This is a genomic window from Acinetobacter sp. YH12100 (assembly GCF_013419135.1).
Classification (GTDB): domain Bacteria; phylum Pseudomonadota; class Gammaproteobacteria; order Pseudomonadales; family Moraxellaceae; genus Acinetobacter; species Acinetobacter pseudolwoffii.
The window spans coordinates 21,959-46,237 of the sequence record NZ_VPAQ01000006.1 but is presented as its reverse complement, the minus strand read 5'-3'; the positions used below and the strand labels follow the sequence as shown (position 1 = coordinate 46,237).

At 42.8% G+C, this 24,279-nt stretch carries 25 protein-coding genes; 12 read left to right on the top strand and 13 right to left on the bottom strand.

Features of this window, described 5'->3' with window-relative positions:
- Positions 1 to 115 precede the first annotated feature (115 nt).
- A complete protein-coding gene (locus FTU40_RS05830) occupies positions 116 to 979 on the bottom strand; it encodes an alpha/beta fold hydrolase (RefSeq protein ID WP_180040131.1) in 864 nt (287 codons plus the stop codon).
- Between the two features lie 117 nt (positions 980 to 1,096).
- Here FTU40_RS05830 and FTU40_RS05825 point away from each other — a divergent pair, with 117 nt between their 5' ends.
- On the top strand, positions 1,097 to 1,555 hold the full coding sequence (locus FTU40_RS05825; RefSeq protein WP_005097113.1) for a hypothetical protein: 459 nt from the start codon (positions 1,097 to 1,099) through the stop codon (positions 1,553 to 1,555).
- An 82-nt stretch (positions 1,556 to 1,637) separates the two neighbouring features.
- Here the strand turns inward: FTU40_RS05825 and FTU40_RS05820 are convergent, their stop codons facing one another.
- Positions 1,638 to 1,856: a hypothetical protein gene (locus FTU40_RS05820; RefSeq protein ID WP_005097112.1), complete on the bottom strand. Its 219-nt coding sequence runs from the start codon at positions 1,854 to 1,856 to the stop codon at positions 1,638 to 1,640.
- A 584-nt stretch (positions 1,857 to 2,440) separates the two neighbouring features.
- Complete coding sequence (gene brnQ / locus FTU40_RS05815) at positions 2,441 to 3,727, bottom strand: branched-chain amino acid transport system II carrier protein (protein ID WP_100355332.1); 1,287 nt, start codon at positions 3,725 to 3,727, stop codon at positions 2,441 to 2,443.
- 350 nt (positions 3,728 to 4,077) lie between these two features.
- Here brnQ and map point away from each other — a divergent pair, with 350 nt between their 5' ends.
- Complete coding sequence (map, locus tag FTU40_RS05810; protein WP_074383204.1) at positions 4,078 to 4,872, top strand: type I methionyl aminopeptidase; 795 nt, start codon at positions 4,078 to 4,080, stop codon at positions 4,870 to 4,872.
- 232 nt (positions 4,873 to 5,104) lie between these two features.
- Here map and FTU40_RS05805 read toward each other — a convergent pair whose 3' ends face one another.
- On the bottom strand, positions 5,105 to 6,004 hold the full coding sequence (locus FTU40_RS05805; RefSeq protein ID WP_005097107.1) for a LysR substrate-binding domain-containing protein: 900 nt from the start codon (positions 6,002 to 6,004) through the stop codon (positions 5,105 to 5,107).
- Positions 6,005 to 6,316: 312 nt separating this feature from the next.
- On the opposite strand from FTU40_RS05805, the gene FTU40_RS05800 reads away from it, so the two are divergent.
- On the top strand, positions 6,317 to 7,225 hold the full coding sequence (locus FTU40_RS05800; RefSeq protein WP_074383203.1) for a polysaccharide deacetylase family protein: 909 nt from the start codon (positions 6,317 to 6,319) through the stop codon (positions 7,223 to 7,225).
- A 160-nt stretch (positions 7,226 to 7,385) separates the two neighbouring features.
- On the opposite strand, the gene FTU40_RS05795 is transcribed toward FTU40_RS05800, so the two are convergent.
- The 3 genes from FTU40_RS05795 to FTU40_RS05785 are packed head-to-tail and all read right to left on the bottom strand — an operon-like array spanning position 7,386 to position 9,602.
- Positions 7,386 to 8,084, bottom strand: coding sequence for an NAD-dependent deacylase (locus FTU40_RS05795; protein WP_180040129.1), 699 nt, complete (start codon positions 8,082 to 8,084; stop codon positions 7,386 to 7,388).
- A gap of 18 nt (positions 8,085 to 8,102) precedes the next feature.
- A complete protein-coding gene (locus FTU40_RS05790; RefSeq protein ID WP_180040127.1) occupies positions 8,103 to 9,035 on the bottom strand; it encodes an alpha/beta fold hydrolase in 933 nt (310 codons plus the stop codon).
- Positions 9,036 to 9,065: 30 nt separating this feature from the next.
- Entirely contained in the window at positions 9,066 to 9,602 is a 537-nt protein-coding gene (locus tag FTU40_RS05785) for a PadR family transcriptional regulator (RefSeq protein ID WP_100329579.1), read from the bottom strand.
- Positions 9,603 to 9,766: 164 nt separating this feature from the next.
- Here FTU40_RS05785 and FTU40_RS05780 point away from each other — a divergent pair, with 164 nt between their 5' ends.
- The 3 genes from FTU40_RS05780 (at position 9,767) to FTU40_RS05770 (ending at position 13,530) form a co-directional block, all read left to right on the top strand.
- Positions 9,767 to 11,791 carry an NADPH-dependent 2,4-dienoyl-CoA reductase gene (locus tag FTU40_RS05780; RefSeq protein WP_005097099.1) on the top strand — a complete coding sequence of 675 codons (2,025 nt, stop codon included), beginning with the start codon at positions 9,767 to 9,769 and terminating at the stop codon, positions 11,789 to 11,791.
- Positions 11,792 to 11,937: 146 nt separating this feature from the next.
- Entirely contained in the window at positions 11,938 to 12,348 is a 411-nt protein-coding gene (locus FTU40_RS05775) for a nuclear transport factor 2 family protein (protein ID WP_005097098.1), read from the top strand.
- A gap of 69 nt (positions 12,349 to 12,417) precedes the next feature.
- A complete protein-coding gene (locus tag FTU40_RS05770; RefSeq protein ID WP_005097097.1) occupies positions 12,418 to 13,530 on the top strand; it encodes a YheT family hydrolase in 1,113 nt (370 codons plus the stop codon).
- Between the two features lie 56 nt (positions 13,531 to 13,586).
- Here FTU40_RS05770 and FTU40_RS05765 read toward each other — a convergent pair whose 3' ends face one another.
- Positions 13,587 to 14,021, bottom strand: coding sequence for a hypothetical protein (locus FTU40_RS05765; protein WP_005097096.1), 435 nt, complete (start codon positions 14,019 to 14,021; stop codon positions 13,587 to 13,589).
- A gap of 226 nt (positions 14,022 to 14,247) precedes the next feature.
- Between FTU40_RS05765 and FTU40_RS05760 the strand changes: the two genes are divergently transcribed.
- The 6 genes from FTU40_RS05760 to rodA all read left to right on the top strand — a co-directional run bounded on the left by FTU40_RS05760 (position 14,248) and on the right by rodA (position 20,459).
- Entirely contained in the window at positions 14,248 to 15,888 is a 1,641-nt protein-coding gene (locus FTU40_RS05760) for a CTP synthase (RefSeq protein ID WP_005097095.1), read from the top strand.
- A gap of 31 nt (positions 15,889 to 15,919) precedes the next feature.
- Positions 15,920 to 16,777 carry a 3-deoxy-8-phosphooctulonate synthase gene (gene kdsA / locus FTU40_RS05755; RefSeq protein ID WP_005106657.1) on the top strand — a complete coding sequence of 286 codons (858 nt, stop codon included), beginning with the start codon at positions 15,920 to 15,922 and terminating at the stop codon, positions 16,775 to 16,777.
- Between the two features lie 59 nt (positions 16,778 to 16,836).
- Positions 16,837 to 18,126, top strand: coding sequence for a phosphopyruvate hydratase (gene eno / locus FTU40_RS05750; RefSeq protein WP_005097093.1), 1,290 nt, complete (start codon positions 16,837 to 16,839; stop codon positions 18,124 to 18,126).
- 7 nt (positions 18,127 to 18,133) lie between these two features.
- Positions 18,134 to 18,526: a septum formation initiator family protein gene (locus FTU40_RS05745; RefSeq protein WP_005097092.1), complete on the top strand. Its 393-nt coding sequence runs from the start codon at positions 18,134 to 18,136 to the stop codon at positions 18,524 to 18,526.
- Entirely contained in the window at positions 18,495 to 19,208 is a 714-nt protein-coding gene (ispD, locus tag FTU40_RS05740; RefSeq protein WP_005097091.1) for a 2-C-methyl-D-erythritol 4-phosphate cytidylyltransferase, read from the top strand. Before FTU40_RS05745 ends, ispD begins: the two co-directional genes overlap by 32 nt.
- Before the next feature lie 111 nt (positions 19,209 to 19,319).
- Positions 19,320 to 20,459, top strand: a complete 1,140-nt coding sequence (rodA, locus tag FTU40_RS05735; RefSeq protein ID WP_074383200.1) for a rod shape-determining protein RodA — start codon at positions 19,320 to 19,322, stop codon at positions 20,457 to 20,459.
- 198 nt (positions 20,460 to 20,657) lie between these two features.
- On the opposite strand, the gene FTU40_RS05730 is transcribed toward rodA, so the two are convergent.
- From FTU40_RS05730 to cydP, 5 genes are read right to left on the bottom strand one after another with little or no spacing between them, the layout of a single operon-like run.
- Entirely contained in the window at positions 20,658 to 20,960 is a 303-nt protein-coding gene (locus FTU40_RS05730; protein ID WP_005170606.1) for a cyd operon YbgE family protein, read from the bottom strand.
- 3 nt (positions 20,961 to 20,963) lie between these two features.
- On the bottom strand, positions 20,964 to 21,065 hold the full coding sequence (gene cydX / locus FTU40_RS05725) for a cytochrome bd-I oxidase subunit CydX (RefSeq protein ID WP_004278713.1): 102 nt from the start codon (positions 21,063 to 21,065) through the stop codon (positions 20,964 to 20,966).
- Between the two features lie 25 nt (positions 21,066 to 21,090).
- Positions 21,091 to 22,236, bottom strand: coding sequence for a cytochrome d ubiquinol oxidase subunit II (gene cydB / locus FTU40_RS05720; protein WP_074383199.1), 1,146 nt, complete (start codon positions 22,234 to 22,236; stop codon positions 21,091 to 21,093).
- Positions 22,233 to 23,816 (bottom strand): cytochrome ubiquinol oxidase subunit I, encoded by a 1,584-nt coding sequence (locus tag FTU40_RS05715; protein ID WP_180040125.1) that lies wholly within the window; start codon positions 23,814 to 23,816, stop codon positions 22,233 to 22,235. The genes cydB and FTU40_RS05715 overlap by 4 nt, the downstream gene beginning before the upstream one ends.
- Positions 23,816 to 24,007 carry a cytochrome oxidase putative small subunit CydP gene (gene cydP / locus FTU40_RS05710; protein WP_004645265.1) on the bottom strand — a complete coding sequence of 64 codons (192 nt, stop codon included), beginning with the start codon at positions 24,005 to 24,007 and terminating at the stop codon, positions 23,816 to 23,818. Before cydP ends, FTU40_RS05715 begins: the two co-directional genes overlap by 1 nt.
- Positions 24,008 to 24,279: the final 272 nt, after the last annotated feature.

Here is a 24,279-nt window from a genome sequence, read left to right as displayed (position 1 = left end):
AGCCCCATGGTTAGGGGCTAGTCGTATATAGGTCAAGCCCATATACTGTAAGAGGCTCATCTCAAACTGAGTGTATTAGAACATAGCAGCTTGCAAATAACCATCTAAATCTGATTTAAACCGTCAATTGTTGTTCAATCACCGGCCATAAGTTTTGATGTGATTTTTTAAACATCAGCATATGGCCAATGGCTTTATGCGCATATCTTTTAGGTTGAAGCTCAATCATCTGAGTGTCTGCATTGGGGTATAAACGCAGTAAATCTTTTACATTTGCTTCTGTTGCAATTTCATCATCCGATGACCAGATCGAAATAATCGGGCAGGTGATTTGAGCATGAAAATCTGAGCGTGGCAATATGGTTTTACCCATTGCATTCATGACATAGCCCGGTTTGCTACAGAACTGTGCCCATTCACGCGCCACATCTTTAGGCAGATTTTCGCCCATGCCAATCGCTTGAGTTGGAGCATATCCTTTGCTCATACGGGCCAGTGGGAAAATGAGATTGAACATGACCGGCGCCAGCAGTTTGGTTTTACCTTTAAGTCCTTTGATATGTCCGGTTGAGCCAGCAACAGCCACCACTTTTGCAACTTTGTCATAATTCGGTACGATCCCCAGAAGCTGACCACCAGCACTATGCCCCAGCAAAATCACTTTTTCTGCATGAGTACGTGCTAATAAAGCATCAATCGCGGCGGGAATATCCAGTTGACCCCATTGCACAATGCTGGCTTTGGACTGTTTTAAAGGGCCTGCGAGTGACTCACCAATTCCCCGAAAGTCAAAGACCAGTACCGCATAGCCCTGAGCTTGCAACCAGATGCAGAAATGATGATAAAACTGTTGGGTAATACCTGTGGCAGGACAGACCAATACCGGACGTTTTTCAGATTCTGAAGAAGCCGCATAAAAGCGTGCACTTAAGTGATAGCCATCCTGGCACTGTAGAGTCAATGTTTCAAATTCAGACATACGATACACTATGATTTTAGCTTCCTGATGAAGCTTTAACTTTATACAGTTTTTGAAGGGATGCTTGCGCAAAGCATGACTTAAAAGTCAGTAAAATAATAGATATGGAATGAGCTTATGCTATCAATGGAACTTGCACTGGCCGTTAAAATCGCCATTATTTTTAGTGGAATATTCTTGTGGATTGGGATGTTTACCGGGGTCTGGAAGTATTGGCAGATCCGTCAATCACCACAGTCACGCGCACATTATTATGTCGATATTGCCCATCGTAGCAGTCTGCTATATGCACCAGCGACGCTAATTCTGGCAGTTCTGGCATATTATTCCGATTTATCCAGTGCCATGAATTTGATCTGCGTACTGGTGAATATCGTATTTTTTAGTTTTTCGATTGCAGCTTATATGCTGCATGGTTTCCTGCAAGATACCACCAATCAGTTTAAGCAACCGCATCAACTGGGTCGGTTTCATCTACCTGGCAGTCTGATGAGCTTGGCAATGCTGGGATTAATTATTGCAGAACTTGGAGGAACGGGGATTTTACTCTATGGCGCATTTGGTGGGCTATTTTAATTATTCTTAAAAGTAATATTTTGGTTTTTTTACCAGATGGATGACTGGCCACATCATCCATCTGGGCTAATTTAAAATTTGATTATCGGTATTTCTGGTCTATGGCAGCCCACAGGAAGAAAGCAGCTGAGACGATCAGCGCATAACCAAAGTATTCAAGTTTTAAATTACCTTGAATTAAGCAATGGACGGTTAAAGTCAGCATAAGTGCAAAAGTGGTGCATATAAATGTCACCAGATTGGTGTCGTTGGCTTTAAGAGCGTCAATGAAGACTTGCTTGTTGAAATGTAATGATAACATCTCCATCCCTCCCATTTATTTATGTTATTGAAGACTAAAGCAGATTAAGTTAGTCAGAATTGAACATACAGTTGTACTGTTTAATATCAGCCTTTGCAACCATCGGGCTGCACTTTCAAGGTCAAAATGGCCTTCTTTAGTCGTAAAAATGCATAATCAATTGATTAGTAAAGCATTATATATTCAGATTACACCTCCATATCGTCATGAAAACAATAGCTAGCAATTGTTTGATGTGAGCAGATAGAAAATGCAAATTCTACGCCAAAGATATGTAGTGTTAATCAATAGAATGTAAGACTGTGTATAAGTCAGGGGGCAAGATGGTTTAAGTCAGCAACAACATGTATCTAAAAGCTAAAATTCAAAAAATTATTTATATTTATATTAAAAATAGGATCATTCGAGCCTAATTATGAATCACACTTTCTGGAAAAAGCACGAGTAAATAGACACACAGCGATGATTTGATATTGTCTGTAAGAAACAATAAAAGTCCGTTTGGGTAAAACCTGACAATTATTGATCACGCTAAAACCGGATTTTGGGTAAAAATACGATCTTTATCAGACAGCCTAGAAAGATTAGTTTCTAATACGGTCAATCACAGCTGCAATTAGCAATACAATCATGGATGGAATAAACCAGGCCAGATTCTGTTCTGAGAGCGGCAAATTTTGTAGTACGGCAGGCAATTCAAAACCAGCAACTTTTATTCCATCAAAAATACCGAAGATAAATGCCACTAGCGTCACTGGTGCAATCACATGAGACGGTTTTTTGAAGAAGCTAGCGCAGAAGCTCAATAAAATCACATTAATTGCAGGTGGATAAATCGCGCTCAATACGGGCACCGAAACGGCAATCAGTTTGGTTAAACCCAGATTTGAAATAATCAGTGAGAAACCGACCAGAATAAATACAAAAATCTTGTATGGAATTTTAGTCAAACTGGAGAAATATTCGGCACAGGCGCAGGTCAGGCCAATCGCAGTCACCATACAGGCAATAAAAATCATGCCAGACAGGAAATAAGCACCCATATCACCAAAGGCATGTTGTACATAGGCATGCAGGATAATGGCACCATTGGCTGCATTCGGTGCAATTTCGTGGCTACCGAGTCCGAGTTTAAACAGACTTAAATACACCAGTGTTAAACCAATACCGGAAATAATGCCGGCATTCACCGCATATTTGGTAATCAGTTTTTTATCGGTTACACCACGTGAAGTAATCGCTTTCACAATCACGATCCCGAAAACCAAAGCACCTAAAGTGTCCATGGTCAAATAACCATTGACGATGCCTTCAGTCACCGGACTGGTAACGTAATTATTGATCGCTGCCGGTGGATTGCTGGCAGGAATCATTACGGCTGCCACACCCAAAATGATCAAAGAAATAATTTTAAGCGGTGACAGGAAATAGCCAACTGTATCCAGAATCTTGTTTGGATATAAAGACACCACAGTGACTATAGAAAAATAGATGATGCTGTACATGAGCAGGCTGCTCGATTCATCACCAAAGTAAGAAGAAAAACCAATTTCATAAGAAACGGTTGCAGTACGCGGTGTTGCAAATAAAGGGCCAACAGCTAAGTAACACACCACAGTCAGTAAAATACTGGCTGCTTTACCAAGTGGGGAACTGAGTGCCTGAATAGAACCTTCAACACGCGACAACGCAATAATGGTGATTACAGGTAAGCCGACTGCAGTAATAAGGAAACCTAAAGCAGCGAGCCATACATGTTCACCGGCTTGTTGAGCCACAATCGGAGGGAAGATAATGTTGCCCGCACCAATAAACAGTGCAAAGGTCATAAAACCTAGGGCGACAATATCCCGGGTACGCAGACTTGTCATAAAGGGAGATCAATCGACCAAAAGAAAGCGATTTTAGTGTATATGTCCAGCTTTTTGGAGTTTATTTTAAGGCGACAGGCCTTGAATCTATTGATTTTGCTGCTCAGATAACCATTCATTCAAATTTTGGTAGAAATATCTGATTGATAATCAGCTAAAAAATAGATGATCTAAGCCCACTATATGGATTGATCTGAATTTTCTTTAAAATTCTCAAATTATTGTTTGTATGAATAAGCAACAGTTGAAATTCTGATTTCCAGAAAAATTGCGGTGATGAAATCCACTAACTGTGACATATGTAACAAAAAAGGGACTATAATTCAGATATTCATAGTGAGGATAGATATATGCGAGCTCCAGCGATTAGTCTTAAAACTGAGCAAGATGTAGAAAAATTGCGGATATCTGGGCGTTTGGCCGCAGAAGTTTTAGCGATGATCGGGGAGCATGTCAAGCCAGGTGTCACGACCGAATATCTGGATGATCTCTGTCATGATTTTATTATCAATACTCTAAAAGTAACACCGGCCAATATTGGCTATTATGGTTATACCAAGACCACCTGCATTTCGCCGAATGAAGTAGTCTGTCACGGTATTCCATCCTCAAAAACCGTGTTGCAGGATGGTGATATTATCAATATTGATGTGGCGATCATCAAAGATGGTTATTTCGGTGATACCAGCCGGATGTATTATGTGGGAACGCCATCTCCAGAAGCCAGACGTCTGGTCAATACCACCTATGCAGCGATGCTGGCCGGGATTCATGCAGTGAAGCCGGGAGCTACCTTAGGCGATATTGGTTATGCAATTCAAACCGTTGCACAGCGTGAAGGCTATTCGATTGTGCGTGAGTATTGCGGTCATGGCATCGGCAAGGTTTATCACGAACAACCGAATATTCTGCATTATGGACAGCCGGGTCAAGGCATCAAGCTGGTGCCGGGTATGGTCTTTACCATTGAGCCGATGGTAAATATGGGTAAAGCTCGTGTCAAAGAACTAAAAGATGGCTGGACTGTGGTTACCACGGATAAATCGTGGTCTGCACAATGGGAACATATGGTTTATGTGACCGAAACCGGATTTGAATTACTCTCTCCATGGCCTGAAGGCACGGGTGATTATCCGGAAATTTAAAATTTTGACGGGATTTCTGTTAAAAACTTTTGACTTGCCAAATTTACAAGTTCATCGTTTTTGCTGACAAAAATATACAAAACACTACAGCAAAACAATGGTTTGAAAATAGAAGTCTGGTTAGACTGAGAATCAGTTACAAAGTTTCCTTTTTTATTCACTGTGCTGTAGTGACCTGTTTCTCTAGCTCATTTTTCCCCAAGAATGAGCTATTTTTTTGTCCATATTTTTATTAGCTATGGTTTAATTCTGCGACCAGATAGTCAATAAATACCCGGACTGCAGGCAGCAGACCGCGACGTGAGGGATAAACCGCATGAAAAATACCATGCGGTGCTTTCCAGTCAGGTAAAACCCGTACCAGTTCGCCACGTGCCACATACTGCTCTACCACGTTATCTGGCAATAAGGTCACCCCGCAGCTTGAAGCCGCAAGTTGCGCCAACATATTGAGGTCTGAACCCAATACAGTTGGACTGACCCGAATTTTCTTTTGTTCTTGCTGCTCGTTTTGTAAGGTCAGAAATTGTTCGGTATGATCTTCTGCCATAGTCAGAATCTTATGTTCAGCCAGTTGCTCGGGGGTTTTTAGCTCACCAAACTGATTGAGATAACCTTGACTTGCAAACAGATGCTGTTCAATTTTTTCAAACTGACGGATGACCAGATTCGGATCGTCATCCAGATTGGAGCGTACCCGCAGTGCCAGATCACAGCCTTCATTAATGATATCGACCCGGCGATTGGTGATCATCATCTGAACTTTAATTTCTGGATATTGCTTGAGGAAGTTTGGCAGGATTTTGGCGATTTCATTCTGGGCAATTAAAACCGGCAAACTGACTTTAATCGTACCACGCGGTTCGGTACTAAGATGATCGACCAGATCATGTGCTGCCTGTGCTGCATTTAACATGACTTGTGCATGGCGGTAAACGTTCATGCCAATATCGGTGACCGCAAAATGACGCGAACTGCGTTGAATCAGGCGGACACCTAGACGTTCTTCCAAGTTATGGACACGACGGCTAAGCTTGGATTTAGGGATGTCTGTTGCACGTTCGGCTGCGCTAAAGCCGCCATGTTCCACCACCTGTGCAAAGCAGTAAAAATCATCAAGATCAGTCAGCATTCCAAAATTCCATTTATGCAACAATCTGCTGATTAAAAATTGATTGTTACGTTCTGTCAATTAAAAAAATATTGAAGTTACTAAAATTTAAAAGCCAACACACTCGATAATGTGATACATAGGCGCTCATTTATAATGTCTGGAATCTCATTACACCACAGCTAAGTGGTGATTCATTAAAAAAATTGCCATTCAATATATAAGCTTAGATAATAAATAAATTTCGTATTAGCCGTCGATGTAAAGTTCAATCAGTTTGAATAATTATGCTAGGTTAAAAGGTATTTATTTTCTAAGCTCTAGCACTCATTTATGATTAAAAAAATTGTCTTAAGCCTATGTCTCTGTGTTTCTCATGTGGCTTTTGCTCAACAGATCGCCCTCAGTTTCGATGATGGACTAGACCCAGCCAATAACCCAGATGCTTGTCATATCAATAATGACATTCTAAATACCCTAAAACAAAAGCGAATTTTGGCTATTGTCTATCCAAGCGTCAGTAAAATTAGCACAGAAAAAGGGTTGCAGATGATTTCAGAGTGGGGGAAACAGGGGCATCGAATAGGCAATCATGGAAATTTACATCTTAACCTAAATAAAGATGACATTAGCTTGAAAAATTATTTAAAAGACATAGAGCAAGGACATCAAATATTTTCTACATTACCCGGATTTGTACCACGTTACCGATTTCCATTTCTTAAAGAGGGAAATACGCTAGAAAAAAGGGAAGGAGTACGACAATGGCTGATAACCCATCATTATCAATCGGGAACTGTTAGCATCGATGCGAGTGATTGGTATTACAATCAACTGTTTTTGCAGTATCAGCAAGCACAAGATCAAGAAAGCCTGAATAAATTAAAACAAGCTTATCTGTTTCATTTGCTTGATCGAGCACAGTATTACGATAATTTAGCACAACAAACATTAGGACGTTCACCCAAGCATGTGCTTTTACTTCATGTAAGAGCCATTAATGCGGCTTGGCTAGAAGACATTATTGACTCGTTTAAGCAACAGGGCTGGAAATTTGTTGATAGTGATAGCGCTTATCAGGATTCAATTTATAAAATTCAGCCACAAACTCTACCTGCGGGTGAAAGTATTTTATGGAATATTGCACAAATTTATGGGCTCGAGTCATTACGTTATCCAGCTGAAGATGCCCCATATGAATATCCAAATTTGAAGAAATTTGGTTTAAGTGTGGCGCCTTAGATACGGCTATTTCACTTTAGAAAATCACGAGGTGTATGCTATAGACAGTAAGAGTTAGATAGTATTTAGGCTGTAACCAATATGATTAAGTGTCGCTACGTTTTCTAAATACCTGAATAATCATCATCGAACATGACACAGCATATGTCTTGTGATGAAATTATTTTTCTAGGAGCTGAATCAACTGTTGCACACCGTCAGTAGCCGTTTGGGTGATCTTGTGAAATTGTACCGGCAATTGTTGTTGGTCTGCTCTGGGGTCAATATAATAGGCCTGGCAAGATACCGGAATGTCATGAATCAATCCCGCCACTGGATAAACTTGCAGACTGGTGCCAATCACCACAAAAATATCGGCATCTTGTACACAATTTTGGGCTTCTGCATAGGCAGGAACGGCTTCGCCAAACCAGACCACGTGTGGACGCAGTGGATAACCTGCTGTGCAAAAGTGCTTGTTTAAATCTAAATCAGTTTCTTCAACCGGATAGAATTCGGTCGTACTTTGTGCATCTGGACCTGAGGTTTTGGCCAGTCGGATATTGCCATGAAGATGAATCACTTTGCTGCTGCCGGCACGTTCATGCAGATCATCGATATTCTGGGTAATGACATGCACATCATAATCTTGTTGCAGTTGCGCAATCTGGAGATGTGCAGTATTTGGCTCTGCCTCCAGAATATTTTTTCGGCGTGCATTGTAAAAGCGCTGTACCAGTTGCGGATCTCTGGCCCAGGCCTGTGGAGTGGCGACATCTTCAATCCGATACTGTTCCCAAAGACCATCGCTGTCACGGAAGGTATTGATGCCACTTTCTGCGCTCATACCCGCACCTGAAAAGACCACCAGTTTGTTCATTATTTTTCTCCTGAATATTTAAACTGCCGAAGTACTCGATTGTGAATTCTCTTTCAAGAAGACACCGAGTTCTCTGGAAAATTTTAGCGGTTCAGTCAGCAAGGGCGTATGACCGGATTTTTTAAAAATCACCTGTTTGGCTTGAGGCAGGCTTTCTGCAATCAGGCGCTGTCCTTCAAAAGGATAGAGCCGGGATTGCGCGCCGCTAAAGAAAGTCACCGGACATTGAAGTTTGGTTAATGCTTCACGGTAATCTTCTCGATGATACAGATAATTGTTGATATACCAGGCCATGTAGTCCACACGGCTGGATGGCAGTAATAAACTTTGAAAGCGAGGTTGATGCAGTAAAAACTCAAATGCTTTAAGACTATAGGGATGACTGTTTTGCAGCTGGATAAAGCGCAGCCACAATGCGCCAATCTGTTGGCGTACCGTTTGATCTAGATCGCGAATAAATTGAATTTGCGGATGTGCAGCGAGGAGAACAGACAGTTGCTGCAAAATCTCCCTAAATTCGTCATGTTTTGGTCCAAACAGACCAAAAGCCCAAGTATCATCTACCGGTATTTTGGGTGTCTGATCAATATGCAAATAAGCCGTGATCCGTTTAGCGAAATGATCAGAGTGCAGACCATGCATAAGTGTGGTTGCCCCCATAGAGTAGGCAATGACTATGACTCGATCGAACTTGAGCTGATCTACCACTGAGCGCACATCCTGCCAATGACAGTTAATTGCATCCAGATTTGCTGGAATTTTACAGTCTTTGGATGCACCGAAACCACGCCATTCTGGAATAATAAAACGAAACCTGTTTTTATGCGGATATAAAAAGGCCGCCCATTGCCAGCTCAACATGCCCAGACCAGACAACACTAAAACCGGTTGACCCTGACCGTATTCACGTACAAACAGCTGTTCGCCGTCTGGCATGCGATAAAAGGGCATGAATATTCTCCTTATTTTTATCCCGATCGTTTATTTAAACTGTTTGAGTCGCGGAATAACGGTTTCCAGCCAGTGAATCCAGCCAAGTTCTTGATCAATGCCGAGTTGTAAAATCATTTTATGAATATACAGGGTGCGATCATTTTCATCAGCTTGGGCAAAGTCTTTGGCAAAAATTTGCTGATAGGTGTTGAGTTTTTCTTTGTGCAGGACTAAATGCCGTTCCAGTTCCGCTAATGTGTTGTTGCCACCAAGCTGCGCTTCGGCACGTAAGCGTACCATCAATTCTTCGCGCAACTGTGCCGGTGGACTTTGCTGTATCATCCAGTGAGCCAATTCTTCACGACCGGGCAGTTCAACCTGATAGGTTTTTTTACGTGAATGTGCATCTTCTTCTTCGAGTGTTGAAATCCAACCCTGTTTTGACATGGCGTTCAGCTCTCGATAGATTTGCTGGTGGGTCGCATTCCAGAAGAATCCCATTGAGCGGTCAAAGCGCCGCGCCAGTTCTATTCCGGTACTGGGTTTTTCAATCAGGCTGGTCAGTAGCACATGCGATAAAGACATAAACGTCTCAAAAAAATGACTCGGGATTATTATGCAACATGTTGCATAAAAATCAATTCTGATTTATATATTAGTGCAACAAGTTGCATAATTCTGATCGATAAATGCAATATCTGATCAGCTGAATAAAAATAGCCAGCACATCAGCACGCTAAGGAGTTGAAATGTCTAAATATCCGAATTTACTTGCCCCGCTTGATTTAGGGTTTACCACACTCAAAAACCGGGTGCTGATGGGGTCAATGCACGTGGGGCTTGAAGAAGCACCCGGCGGATATGAGCGGATGGCAGCTTTTTATGCAGAGCGTGCCAAAGGTGGCGTGGCCTTAATCGTGACGGGTGGTATTTCACCCAATGATCATGGGGTGACGTTTCAGGGCGGCTCCAAGCTTGACAGTGTCGAAGAAGCTGAAAAGCATAAAGTGATTACCCAAGCGGTGCATGATGCAGGCGGGAAAATTGCCCTGCAAATTTTGCACACGGGCCGTTATTCCTATCAGGCAGAAAATGTTGCACCCTCTCCGATTCAGGCACCCATTAACCCGGTCAAGCCGCATGCCTTGAGTTCAGCTGAGGTTCAGCAAACTATTGATGACTTCGCCAATTGTGCCAAGCTGGCACAGTATGCCGGTTATGATGGCGTAGAAATTATGGGGTCGGAAGGTTATTTGATTAACGAGTTTATTGCAGCGCGAACCAATCATCGTGATGATGAATGGGGCGGCAGCTATGAAAACCGCATTCGTTTCCCGATCGAGATCGTGCGCCGTACCCGTGAAATGGTCGGTGAAAACTTTATTATTATCTATCGTCTGTCTATGCTGGATCTGGTGGAAGGTGGCTCAACTTTAGATGAAGTGGTACAACTGGCTAAAGCCATTGAAAAAGCCGGTGCCACGATTATCAATACCGGCATCGGCTGGCATGAAGCACGTATTCCGACAATTGCCACCAAGGTTCCTCGTGCAGCCTTTACCTGGGTTACCCGCAAGCTCAAAGGTCTGGTAAAAGTTCCTCTCATTACTTCTAACCGCATCAATACACCTGAGATGGCTGAGTATGTACTGGCTTCTGGTGATGCCGATATGATTTCCATGGCGCGTCCAATGCTGGCTGACTCTGAGTTTGTGCTTAAAGCTGAACAGGGTCGTAGCGATGAGATCAATACGTGTATCGGTTGTAATCAGGCCTGTCTGGATCATATTTTCTCGATGAAAATTGCCACCTGTCTGGTCAATCCACGGGCCTGTTATGAAACCGAACTCATCTTCAAAGACGTTGGCGAAGCGAAAAATATTGCCGTGATTGGGGCAGGTCCTGCCGGTTTAAGTTTTGCAGTCTATGCAGCGAATCGTGGTCATCAGGTCACGGTATTTGATGCGGCTGCACAGATTGGGGGACAATTTAATATTGCCAAAACCATTCCGGGCAAGGAAGAATTTTATGAAACCTTGCGCTACTTTAAACGTCAAATCGAGTTGCAGCCACGCATCAAGTTAAAGTTAAATCATACTGCCAGTTTTGCAGAACTTGAAGCGTCAGCATTTGATGAGATTGTCGTGGCAACAGGGGTAACCCCGCGTCAACTGGATATTCCGGGGATTGATCATCCAAAAGTCTTATCTTATCTCGAGGTGTTAAAAGAGCGTAAAGCTGTGGGACAGCGTGTGGCGATTATTGGTGCGGGGGGTATTGGTTTTGATACCGCGGAACTTCTGAGCCATGAAGGGGAAAGTGGCAGTATCAATCCAGAAAAATTCTATGATGAATGGGGCATCGATACCAAATATGATCAGGTCGGTGGTTTAAAAACTCCAGTTCTGGAAAAATCATCTCGTGAAATTTACTTATTGCAACGAAAAGCTGCTTCTGTGGGTTCTAGTCTGGGTAAAACCACGGGCTGGATTCACCGCACAGGGCTTAAACATCGTGACGTGAAAATGATTGCGGGTGCCAGCTATGACAGGATTGATGATCAGGGCTTGCATATCACCGTCAATGATAAGCAAATGGTGTTGGAAGTGGATAATGTCATTATTTGTGCTGGTCAGGAATCTTATACCGCCATGTTTGATGAGTTAAAATCTGCTGGTAAAAGTGTACACTTGATTGGTGGCGCCAAAGAAGCGGGTGAGTTAGATGCTAAACGTGCCATTCGTCAGGGGGCTGAATTGGCAGCGGTGATCTAAAAATATTAAAACCTGCTTTTTTTCCTCTCCTTTATTAAAGGAGAGGATTTATAAGAAAGAATCTCCCTTGTGAAGCAGTACTTCTCACCTTTAATAAAGGGGGAGCGCTCTGTATTTAAAATATCAAAACAAAAAAGGAACCTCAAATGAGCATCGAAACTACAAAAAAATCCATTGATCGTTGGCACGAGATGTTAGCAACCCGCGATATGTCGATCTTGAATGAGTTACTTGCTGAGGATGTTGTATTTCGCTCACCTGTGGCTTTTCATCCTTATCCTGGCAAACAGGTGGTCTTTTTTATTCTGAGCAATGTGATCCAAGTCTTTGAAAACTTCACTTATCACCGTGAATTTATAAGTGAAGATGGTAACAATGTCGTACTTGAGTTTTCTGCTCAGGTAAGCGATAAAAAACTCAAGGGAGTTGACATGATTCAGTTTAATGAAGAAGGTCAGATCATTGATTTTGAAGTGATGATCCGGCCTAAGTCTGGACTTGAAGCCTTAGCGGTACAAATGGGCCAACGGATGCAGTCATTCCAAGTTAAAACTTAATTCGAATTATTGATTCAAGTCGGCATGAAGTTTGTAAATCACAGCTAGTCGAACTAGAGAGGATGACAGATGAAAATGTTGCTTAAAAAATTGGGTCAGCTGTCCAGTGAATATCTGGATCGCTTCAGTGGCGCAGATGAACCGACCCTGTATTACCATCCAAATGGTGTTTTTTCAGGACTCATTGAACGCTTACCGCAGCTGCAACAAAAATATCGTCCTACGCCGTGGTTAGCCAATGCACACGCACATATTCTATATTTGGATCTTATTAAAAAACATACGATTAAACTTAAATATGATGTACTTGAACAGCTAAAAATGTCGGATGGCGGGATTACCGGTATTGCCTGGTATGGGCTGGATTTGCCAGCAAATACACCGACCATTGTCTTATTACATACCATCACCGGCTCTCCAGAGTCGATGCGTGAACTGGTACAGGATCTGCATAAACATACCGGTTGGCGAGTGGCCTTGTGTTTGCGCCGTGGGCATGCAGACCTGCCCATGCCTGTAGCTAAAATGAACCTGTTCGGCTCGACCCAAGATCTACGTGAACAACTGCTGTATATACAGGATAGATTTCCTCAGTCTGAGCTGTATGGGGTCGGATCTTCTGCGGGTACAGGCTTGCTGGTGCGTTATCTCGGAGAAGAGGGATCACAAACACCGTTAAAAGCGGCTTTTGCCTTATGTCCAGGCTATAACACCGAAACTGGATTTGCCCATGTACATCCGTTTTATAGCAAAGTCATGGCCAAAAAACTAATCAAACGCTTTATTCATCCTTATCAGGAAACCTGGCAAATTTATCCTTCCTGGAAGCAATTGCTGGAGGTAAAAGACTTATCGGAGTTTGAACAGCGTTATTATCAACTGGCCGGTTTTTCAGACTATGAGAGTTATAGTAAGGCCACGAATCCAATTTATGTATTTGAAAACATTAAAGTTCCATTAATGATTTTAAATGCGGAAGATGATCCGGTGTGTCATATCCAGAATCTGGAACCTTATAAAGAAAAAATTCGGGCAATGTCGAATATCATGGTGATTACCACCAAAAAAGGCAGTCATTGCGGATTTTATCAAGGTCTGATGCAAACAGAATCGTGGGCTACGCGATTAATGGCAGACTATTTGATGCACTTGTCTCGTAATTCTGCACCGACATCTGCTTAAAAAAGAGTAATAAAAAAACCCAGCAAAAGCTGGGTTTTTTTGATGAATTCTCTTGATTAATCAAGCGCTGGCATCGCTGCTGCAATGGCATCAGCCACAGCGTCTTCTTCAGATTTGTTTGAATCAGAGTTTGATTTAGGCGTTGCTGCAGGTTTTGAAGGCTCTGGAGCTGGATTGTTTTCTGACGGCGTTCTTGTTGGAGCTGGTGTAGCTTCAACAGGTTCAGGCTTCTTCACTTCACGACGAATTTCAGTCGTCGTGTTAGCTGTCTGTTCACGTTGAATTTCCACAGTTGTCTCTGGAACTTCTTCAATTACCGCTTCTTCTACCGGCTCAAGCGGTTCAAATTGTGCTGGTTCAGGCGTTACAACTTCAGGTGCTGGATTAACCTCAACTTGTTCTTCTTCTTTAGGTGCTTCTTTTTTTACACACGCAGTCAAGCTCAGGCCAGTCAGGATTACGGTACAGAGTAAAAATTTCTTCATCATCATTGCATCAAACAGAAAAGTGTGGAGGGGATTACACTATTATAGCAGCAAATTACAAGATAGAAATCATATGAACTTACAGTAATTTTTTATTGGAATTGCTGTTAGAATAGTCAATTGTTTATTGTTCTTTGAATTGATGCGGATTGACTTTGCTTTCTAGGTACAAGGTAAAGTAAAATTGCGCAACATTGCAGGCCGATTTAGGCTCGATTGTACGAGAAACCCAATGACCCATTTTATTTTCGTTACTGGTGGTGTAGTTTCATCACTAGGTAAAGGTATTTCAGCTGCTTCTGTTGCTGCACTTTTAGAAGCTCGTGGTTTAAAAGTGACCATGGTAAAAATGGATCCATACATTAATGTCGATCCAGGGACGATGAGCCCATTCCAACATGGTGAAGTTTTTGTTACAGAAGACGGTGCTGAAACAGACTTAGATTTGGGTTACTACGAACGTTTCTTGCGTCGTGCGAAAATGACCAAACTGAATAACTTCACATCAGGTCGTGTTTACCAAGATGTTCTGAACAAAGAACGCCGTGGTGACTATCTGGGTGGTACTGTGCAAGTTATTCCACACATTACTGACAATATCAAAGAGCGTGTCCTGCGTGCAGGCGAAGGCTATGATGTTGCGATTGTAGAGATCGGCGGTACAGTAGGTGACATTGAATCTCTCCCATTCATGGAATCTGTACGTCAGCTAATGGTTGAACTTGGTCATAAACGTACCATGTTAATGCACTTAACGTTACTCCCATACATTAAGTCTGCAGCAGAATTAAAAACCAAACCAACACAGCACTCTGTTAAAGAACTTCTGTCGATTGGTATTCAGCCAGACATTCTCATCTGCCGTACCGAGTACGATGTAGATGCAGATACTATCCGTAAAATTGCATTATTTACCAACGTTGAAGCACGTGCCGTTGTGGTATGTAAAGATGCACGTTCGATCTATCAGATTCCACGTACTTTCTACGAACAGAATGTTGATGATTTAATCTGCGAACGTTTTGGTTATAACGACCTTCCTGAAGCGGATTTAACCGATTGGGATAACGTGGTAGAAGCATTATTGAACCCAGAATACACCGTTCGTGTAGCGATGGTCGGTAAATATGTAGAACTTCCAGATGCGTATAAATCTGTGAACGAAGCACTTTTACATGCCGGGGTGAAAAACCGCGTTAAAGTCCAAATTGACTATGTCAATGCAGAAGAACTTGAAAGCCAGGACGTGAACGAAGTATTGAAAGATGCCGATGCGATTCTGGTTCCAGGTGGTTTTGGTGAACGTGGTACTGAAGGCAAAATGCAGGCGATTCAATTCGCACGTGAAAACGGTGTACCTTTCCTTGGTATTTGCTTAGGTATGCAGTTGGCTGTAATCGAATATGCACGTAATGTTGTGGGCATTAGCGATGCAACGTCGACTGAATTTAACCGTTCGACCAAATCTCCATTGATTGGCTTGATCACTGAATGGTTAGATGAGCGCGGTGAAGTTCAGCAACGTTCTGCTGACTCTGATTTGGGTGGCACCATGCGTCTAGGGGCTCAAAAATCTGAACTGGTTGCAGGCACAAAAACAGCTGAAATCTATGGTTCTGAAGAAATCATTGAGCGTCACCGTCACCGTTACGAAATGAACAACCGTTATATCCCATTGCTTGAAGAAAAAGGCATGAAGATTTCTGGTTATTCACCGGTACAGCATCTGGTAGAAACAGTTGAAATTCCTCAACATCCTTGGTTTATTGCGGTACAATTCCACCCGGAATTTACCAGCTCACCACGTGAAGGTCATCCATTATTTGCCGGTTTCATTGATGCTGCGAAAAAGCAGTACCAAAAAACTCAATAATCGGTGTGTAGGACACAACTAGGAAGTTTAAATGTCGCAATTAAAACCACAAGAAATTGTACGTTTGGGCGATATACAAATGGCAAATCATTTGCCATTTGTATTATTCGGCGGAATGAATGTACTTGAATCTAAAGACTTGGCTTTTGAGATCGCTGAGACTTATGTCGATATTTGTACACGTTTGGGTATTCCCTATGTGTTCAAGGCCAGCTTTGATAAAGCCAACCGTTCAAGCTTGAATTCGTTCCGTGGCCCAGGCCTCGACAAAGGTCTCGAGTGGTTAGCTGACATTAAAAAACACTTTAATGTGCCAATCATCACTGATGTACACGAGCCGTACCAGGCGGCGCCTGTTGCAGAAGTGGCGGACATTATCCAGTTGCCGGCTTTCTTGAGTCGTCAGACGGATCTGGTGGAAGCCATGGCAAAAACCGATGCCATCATCAACATCAAAAAAGCACAATTCCTTGCACCACACGAAATGCGTCATATTTTGCATAAGTGTCTGGAAGCAGGAAATGACAAACTGATCATTTGTGAGCGTGGTTCAGCATTTGGCTATAACAATTTGGTTGTAGACATGCTGGGCTTCGATATCATGAAAGAAATGAATGTGCCTGTGTTCTTTGATGTGACGCATGCCTTGCAAACTCCAGGTGGCCGTGCCGATTCTGCTGGCGGACGCCGCGCCCAGATTACCACATTGGCGCGTGCAGGTATGGCAACCGGTCTTGCAGGTTTGTTCCTGGAAGCACATCCTGATCCAGAGAAAGCCAAGTGTGATGGCCCATGTGCATTGCGCATGTCTCAACTTGAGCCTTTCTTGGCACAGCTAAAAGAATTGGATACCTTGGTCAAAGGTTTCGAAAAGTTAGATACACACTGAGTTTATCACTCTTGCGCTGCCCTAAAGGCAGCTCATATTAATCAACTGAGGAATAGTTCATGAGCCAAATCGTTGACATTCGTGCACGTGAAATTTTGGACTCTCGTGGTAACCCTACCATCGAAGCAGACGTAATCTTAGCATCTGGCGTAGTTGGCCGTGCATGTGCACCATCTGGTGCTTCAACTGGTTCTCGTGAAGCTTTAGAACTTCGTGATGGCGATAAAGCACGTTACTTAGGTAAAGGTGTTAAAACTGCGGTAAATAATGTAAACACCTTAATCCGTGATGCTTTGCTTGGTAAATCTGTATTCGAACAAAAAGACATCGATAACACGATGATTGCTTTAGACGGTACTGAAAACAAAGAAAAACTGGGTGCAAACGCAACTTTAGCTGTATCTTTGGCTGCTGCACGTGCTGCTGCTGATGAAAAGAAAATTCCTCTTTTTCAATATATTGCAGACCTTCGCAACAACTCGATTTTGACCATGCCTGTACCAATGATGAACATCATCAATGGTGGTTCACATGCAGACAATAACGTTGATATTCAAGAATTCATGATTGAGCCAGTGGGCTTCACTTCATTCTCTGAAGCTTTACGCGCTGGCGCTGAAATCTTCCATTCTTTAAAATCAGTTTTAAACAAAAAAGGTTTAAACACTGCTGTGGGTGATGAAGGTGGTTTCGCACCAAACCTTCGTTCTAACGAAGAAGCAATCACGGTTATTCTTGAAGCAATTGGTCAAACTGGCTACAAAGCAGGTTCTGACATTATGCTGGCGCTGGATTGTGCATCTTCAGAATTCTACAAAAATGGTCAGTACATTCTTGCGGGCGAAGGCAACAAAGCGTTCACCAGCAACCAGTTCTCTGACTATTTGGCTGGCCTTGTAAACCAATACCCAATTATTTCAATTGAAGATGGTTTGGATGAGTCGGATTGGGAAGGCTGGTCTTACCTGACTTCGATTCTTGGCGACAAGATCCAGTTGGTAGGTGATGACCTGTTCGTAACGAATCCTAAAATCCTGCAACGTGGTATCAACGAAAAAGTAGGTAACTCGATCCTGATCAAATATAACCAGATCGGTACCTTGACTGAAACTTTAGATGCGATCTATCTTGCCAAAGAAAATGGTTACTCTACTGTGATTTCACACCGTTCAGGTGAAACTGAAGATTCAACCATTGCGGATCTTGCAGTCGGTACAGCAGCAGGTCAAATCAAAACCGGTTCACTTTGCCGTTCTGACCGTGTAGCGAAATATAATCAGTTACTTCGTATTGAAGAATTGACTAATGCTGCATATCGCGGTAAAGCTGAGTTTAAAGGTTTGAACTAAGCGACTTATGTCAATGTTAAATGTATTCGACTCGACTGCGAGTAAAGTACTGTTGGGCCTTGCGATCATTTTGATCGCAGGGTTTCAATATTTATACTGGTTTGGTGAAGGTGGTTATCATGATCATCAGCAGCTGACCCAGAAAATCCAGCAGCAAATGGAATTGAATGATGAGCTGAAAGAACGTAATCGCGTTCTGGCGGCAGAAGTCTACGATTTAAAGAATGGTATTGAAGCCATCGAAGAACATGCGCGTTTAGATCTTGGCCTGATTAAGCCACGTGAAACTTTTATTCAAATGAGCACGATCAGTACTCAATATAAACCCATCTATCTTAATCCAAATTCTAAAGTAGATCTGCGAACCAATGAGTCACCTGAGCCAACAAATACCCCGTAAATTATGGGTCATTCTTCCTGCTGCAGGTTCAGGTAGCCGTTTTTCTAAAACAGAACTCAAGCAATATCAGACGCTTCAACAACGAACTGTTCTTGAACATACCGTTGCACGTCTGAATCAATTGCCTTTGACTGGTTATGTATTGGCGATTGGTACACAGGACAATGTCGCAAAAACTCTGCCATTTTCCGATCTGGAAAAAGCACATTTTTGTTTGGGCGGCGCAGAGCGAGTGAATTCGGTGCTGAATGCATTAAATTATTTATCTGCAATGGCCTCTGAAGATGACTGGATCATGGTGCATGATGCGGCACGCCCTTGTGTCAGTCTGGATTGTCTTCAACAGTTGGTCAATACGGCAATTGCACAGGATCGGGCTGCGATTCTGGCGATTCCGGTACGAGATACACTTAAGCGTGTAGTCACCGGTTCTGATATTGAGGAAACGGTGGATCGCTCCATGCTCTGGCAGGCACAAACGCCGCAAATGGCCAAGCTGGGCACATTAAAACGGGCGATTGAACAGGCTTTGCAGGATGGTGCTAACATTACCGATGAAGCCAGCGCACTGGAACATATCGGTGAGCAGGTGAGTGTGGTGCAAGGGCGTTCCGATAATATTAAAATTACCTATCCGGATGATCTGGAACTGGCCAAGCTGATTTTACAAGCTCAGGCTTAAAAATATATTCGATAAAATTTAAATAAAAACAGAATAAATCTGGCTATAGCGATCTATTCCCTATAGCTTTCACTTATAATTTTGCCATCATTCTTTTTCACCTTTTGGCCAATGATACCTTCACAGCAGTATCGGTTTTTACGTCATTCTTTGCGTGATGGACGTAGTATTAACCCGCAAGATTCCTCCCGGTGGACCAAGTTGCACCTTGATCCCTGGTTGTTGTGCTTTCTGGTTCTCAATGCAATCCTGGGGTTGATGGTGGTGTATAGCGCGACCTCTGAAGATTCCGGGATGGTTGTTCGTCAGGCGATCAGTTTCGGGATTGGTTTTGTGCTGCTATTTATCTGTGCGCAGATTCCACCGAAAGTCTATCAGGCGATCAGTCCCTACCTGTATGCCTTTGGCATATTCATGCTGCTCTTGGTGTTTGTGATTGGTGAAAAACGCCTGGGTGCAACGCGTTGGATTACTTTGCCTGGTATTGGGAGTATGCAACCGAGTGAGGTGATGAAATTTGCCATGCCTTTGATGATGGCCTGGTATTTTGCACGTAAGCCATTTCCTCCCAAATTTGTACATATTGTCGGTGCATTAATTTTACTGGCTATACCATTTGTTTTGGTTGCACTCCAACCTGATTTGAATATTGGTTTGGTGGTTCCGGGTGTTTTTGTCTTGTTTTTAAGCGGGATGTCGTGGCGTCTGATTGTTGGTGCGGCAGCAGCACTGGCTGTGGCAGCACCAGTTTTATGGATGTTCGTACTACAAGAGTATCAAAAGAAACGTATTACCACGATGTTTGATCCGGAGTCGGATGCATTGGGTGCAGGCTGGAATATCATTCAGTCCAAAATCGCCATTGGTTCAGGTGGTTCCACAGGCAAAGGTTATACTGAAGGGACACAATCGCATTTGGGTTATCTGCCCGAGCATCATACCGACTTTATTATGTCGACCTATGCCGAAGAATTCGGTTTTATTGGTGTTTTTCTGCTGTTCAGTTTATTTACTGCCATTATTATTCGTTGTTTGATGATTGGCTTAAACAGTTTTCATAATTTTGGACGTTTATATGCCGGAGCTATTGGACTGACCTTTTTCTTCTTTGTATTTTTAAACTCGGGCATGGTGAGTGGTATCTTGCCGGTGACTGGAGACCCATTGCCGCTCATGAGTTATGGCGGAACGGCGGTGATTTCTATGCTCGCAGGTATGGGAATTGTGATGTCGATTCATACCCATCGATAAATTATTCTAAAAGTCGGATGTGTTCCGGTTTTACAAATATTGTTAAGACATGCGGGTAAAGAAAAGTATCTTCATTACATTCATGCTCAATGTGGAAATTGCTTCCAAATGCAGAGTGATATAAGCGTACAACAAAAAGCAGAAATGGATAAACGATATAAAGAAGCCCTCAATCGAGGGCTTCTTTCGTCTTAAAACTTAACTGAAAAACCAGGTGTAATAGCCCCAGATCATCAAAGGCCAAGCCAAAAATGGACTAAATAGCCATTTCCAGAACCAGTGGCGAGGTACGAAACCGACACCATGTACAAAGCCTCCAGAAATACCAATCATGATATACATCATGGCACTATGGCTATATTCACCGTTGGCATCCAGCATTGCAGAGGGATGAACCAATAACACTGCGGCGAGAGGAAAAGCCAGCAGGCAGGAAATCATCATCGCAAATTTGTTTGGTTTCTTGTCTACAACGGTTTTCTCAAGCGCAGCTTCGGTCATATTTTATTCCTCATCCAGGTCTTGGTGTTGTTCCATATAAATTGCAGCAATCACACTGGCAAAACACGCCATCAGTACACCCAGAATCCAGGCAAAATACCACATAATTTTGTCTCCTTAGTGCACAGCCTTAATACAGGCTGTGTGAATTGTCTTCAATATGTTTGTTGGTAATCACGCCCCACATCTTGTAATAACACCAAGTGGTATAGATCAGGATCAATGGAACAAAAATACAAGCTGCAACTGTCATGACAGTTAAGGTGTTTTTACTGGATACCGCATCCCACATCGTCAGACTGACAGTCGGATTTAAGCTGGATGGCATCAGGAACGGGAACAGGGCAAAACCGGCAGTCAAGATTGCACCGACGACTGCCAGAGAAGAACCCAGGAAGCTCAAGCCAGCCTTGTTTTTACCTGCAGCCAGTACAATGATTAATCCCCCTAGAATGCCGGCAATTGGAGCTGCCATTGTAATTGGATAAGTTGAATAGTTGTTCATCCAGCCCGGATTGGCATTGGTCAGTACTTCTTTTGCTAATGGGTTGGCAACACCATTGGTGTCAAAAGGCATCACCAGGCTATAACCCTGGATGTTTCCAAAATACAACCATGCACCCGCAGCAAGGAAAGTCGCCAAGTAGACCAGACCCATGATTTGTGTCGCTTTGGCAGAACGTTGACGCAGGTCGCCATCAGTACGCAGCATCAGCCATGCACCACCATGTGCGCATAACATCGATAAACTGACCAGACCACATACAATTGCAAATGGATTCAGCAGGGCAAAGAAACTTCCTGTGTAGGTAGAACGTACGGTTTCATCCAGGGTAAAAGGCACACCGAGGAACATATTACCAAACGCTACACCAAAGACTAATGCCGGAACTGCACCACCAATCGCCAAGCCCCAGTCCCAGGAAGTACGCCATTTGGTATTTTCCAGTTTAGAGCGGTAATCGAAGCCGACCGGACGTAAGAATAAGGCAAACAGTACCAGTAATAATGCCCAGTACATGCCAGAGAAGGCTGTTGCATAAACCATTGGCCAGGCAGCAAATAAAGCCCCCCCGGCAGTAATGAACCAGACCTGGTTACCATCCCAATGCGGGGCAATGGTATTGATTGCAGCACGGCGCTCGTTATCATTTTTGCCCACAAATGGCATGATCGCCATAGAGCCCATATCGAAGCCATCGGTGAGGGCGAAGCCAATCAGCAATACGCCGACCAGCACCCACCAAATTATTTTGAGTAATTCATATTCGATCATGCTTGAGTCTCCCCATTTGCCTTTTCTGCTGCAAGCTTTTCAAAGTGGTATTTACCGGTATGCAGGGAACTTGGACCAAGGCGTGAGAATTTGATCATCAGATACATCTCGATAATCAATAACACCGTGTAGAAGGCTGCCAATGCCAGGATTGAACCCCATACATCGCCAGTACTTAAGCTGGAGGCTGAAAGATGAGTTGGTAAGACTTCACCAATCGTCCAAGGCTGACGACCGACTTCTGCTACATACCAGCCAGTTTGTGCAGCCACCCAAGGTAAAGGCAGTGCAAATAAGGCAAATTTTAATAACCAAGGTTTGTTTTCAGCATTGCGTTTCGCAACCGCAAAGGTAGCCAGAACAAAGAGAAGCAGCATCAAGAAGCCAGAACCGACCATGGCACGGAAGGCCCAGAACAGACTTGGTACGTGTGGAATAGTGTCTTTAGCCGCTGCTTTGATTTGCTCATCAGAGGCATCAACAACATTTGGCGTGTATTTTTTCAAAAGCAGACCGTAACCGAGGTCTTTTTGGCTTTCTTCAAAAGCGGTTTTCAGTTCTGGAGACTGATCACCAGCACGTAATTTTTCCAGTTGTGAATAGGCCACCATACCATTACGGATACGCGCTTCATGCTGAACCAGCAGGTCTTTAATACCTGTAACTTGTTCAGTCGTAGAACGTGTAGCAATCAGACCCATCACATAAGGAATTTTCACTGCATAATCTGTAGTCATGGTTTCCTTATTCGGAATACCGAACAAAGTAAATGCTGCTGGTGCAGGATGCGTATCCCATTCTGCTTCAATTGCTGCCAGTTTGGTTTTCTGTACATCGCCCAGCTCATAACCTGATTCATCACCCAGTAAAATCACTGAAAGTGTAGATGCAAGGCCGAAGATGGCTGCGATGGCAAAAGAACGGCGTGCAAAGGGCAGGTCACGTTTTTTCAGCATGTAATAACTTGAAATGGCCAGTACAAAAATAGCCCCTGTGACATAACCTGCAGACACTGTATGTACGAATTTAACCTGAGCAACCGGGTTAAATATCAGAGCAGCAAAGTCCACCATTTCCATACGCATGGTTTCGTAGTTGAATACAGAACCAACCGGGTTTTGCATCCAGCCATTGGCGATCAGAATCCACAGCGCAGACATGTTCGAACCTAAAGCTACCAGCCAGGTAACTGCCAGATGTTGCACTTTGGACAGGCGATCCCAGCCAAAGAAGAACAAGCCAATAAAGGTCGATTCAAGGAAGAAGGCCATCAAACCTTCAATCGCCAGCGGTGCACCAAAAATATCACCGACATAATGCGAGTAATAAGCCCAGTTGGTTCCGAACTGGAACTCCATGGTCAGGCCTGTGGTTACCCCTAAGGCAAAGTTAATACCAAACAGTTTTCCCCAGAACTTGGTCATGTCTTTATAGATTTCTTTGCCGGAAATCACATAGGTGGTTTCCATAATGGCAAGCAGAAAAGCCAGGCCTAAAGTCAGTGGAACAAAAATAAAGTGATACATCGCGGTCATGGCGAACTGGAACCGCGAGAGATCGACCACGCTTTCAGAAATCATCAACGTGTCTCCTGGATTTGGGAAGGATTGCCGGCGATACGCTCGGCGACTTGGTTGTCAAAATTTTTAGGAATCGTAGGTGCATCAAACCAGATGTTTTTAATGATCATCAGTAAAATAACTTTGATAATTAAAATGGCAGTTATTTCTCTAACTACTCTCTGGTTTAGATTTTTGGGAACTAAGCTCATTCGACTAAGCCTGTCTGTGACTTGTTGTATATTATTAATCTATTGTAACTAAAAAATAAATAGACGATACAATTTAAATAAATATATATTTATAAATATTTGAAAATAATAAATATATATTTATATGAGTTAAAATTTATTCTAAATATTTTTTATTATTTTATGTAATTTTATTGGTTTTTAAATTTGACTAAAATGCTTGGTTTTAAAATATTGAATAAAATTAATCAAACTATTTTGGTTGGTTTTATAAGGGTTGAATATCAGGGTCA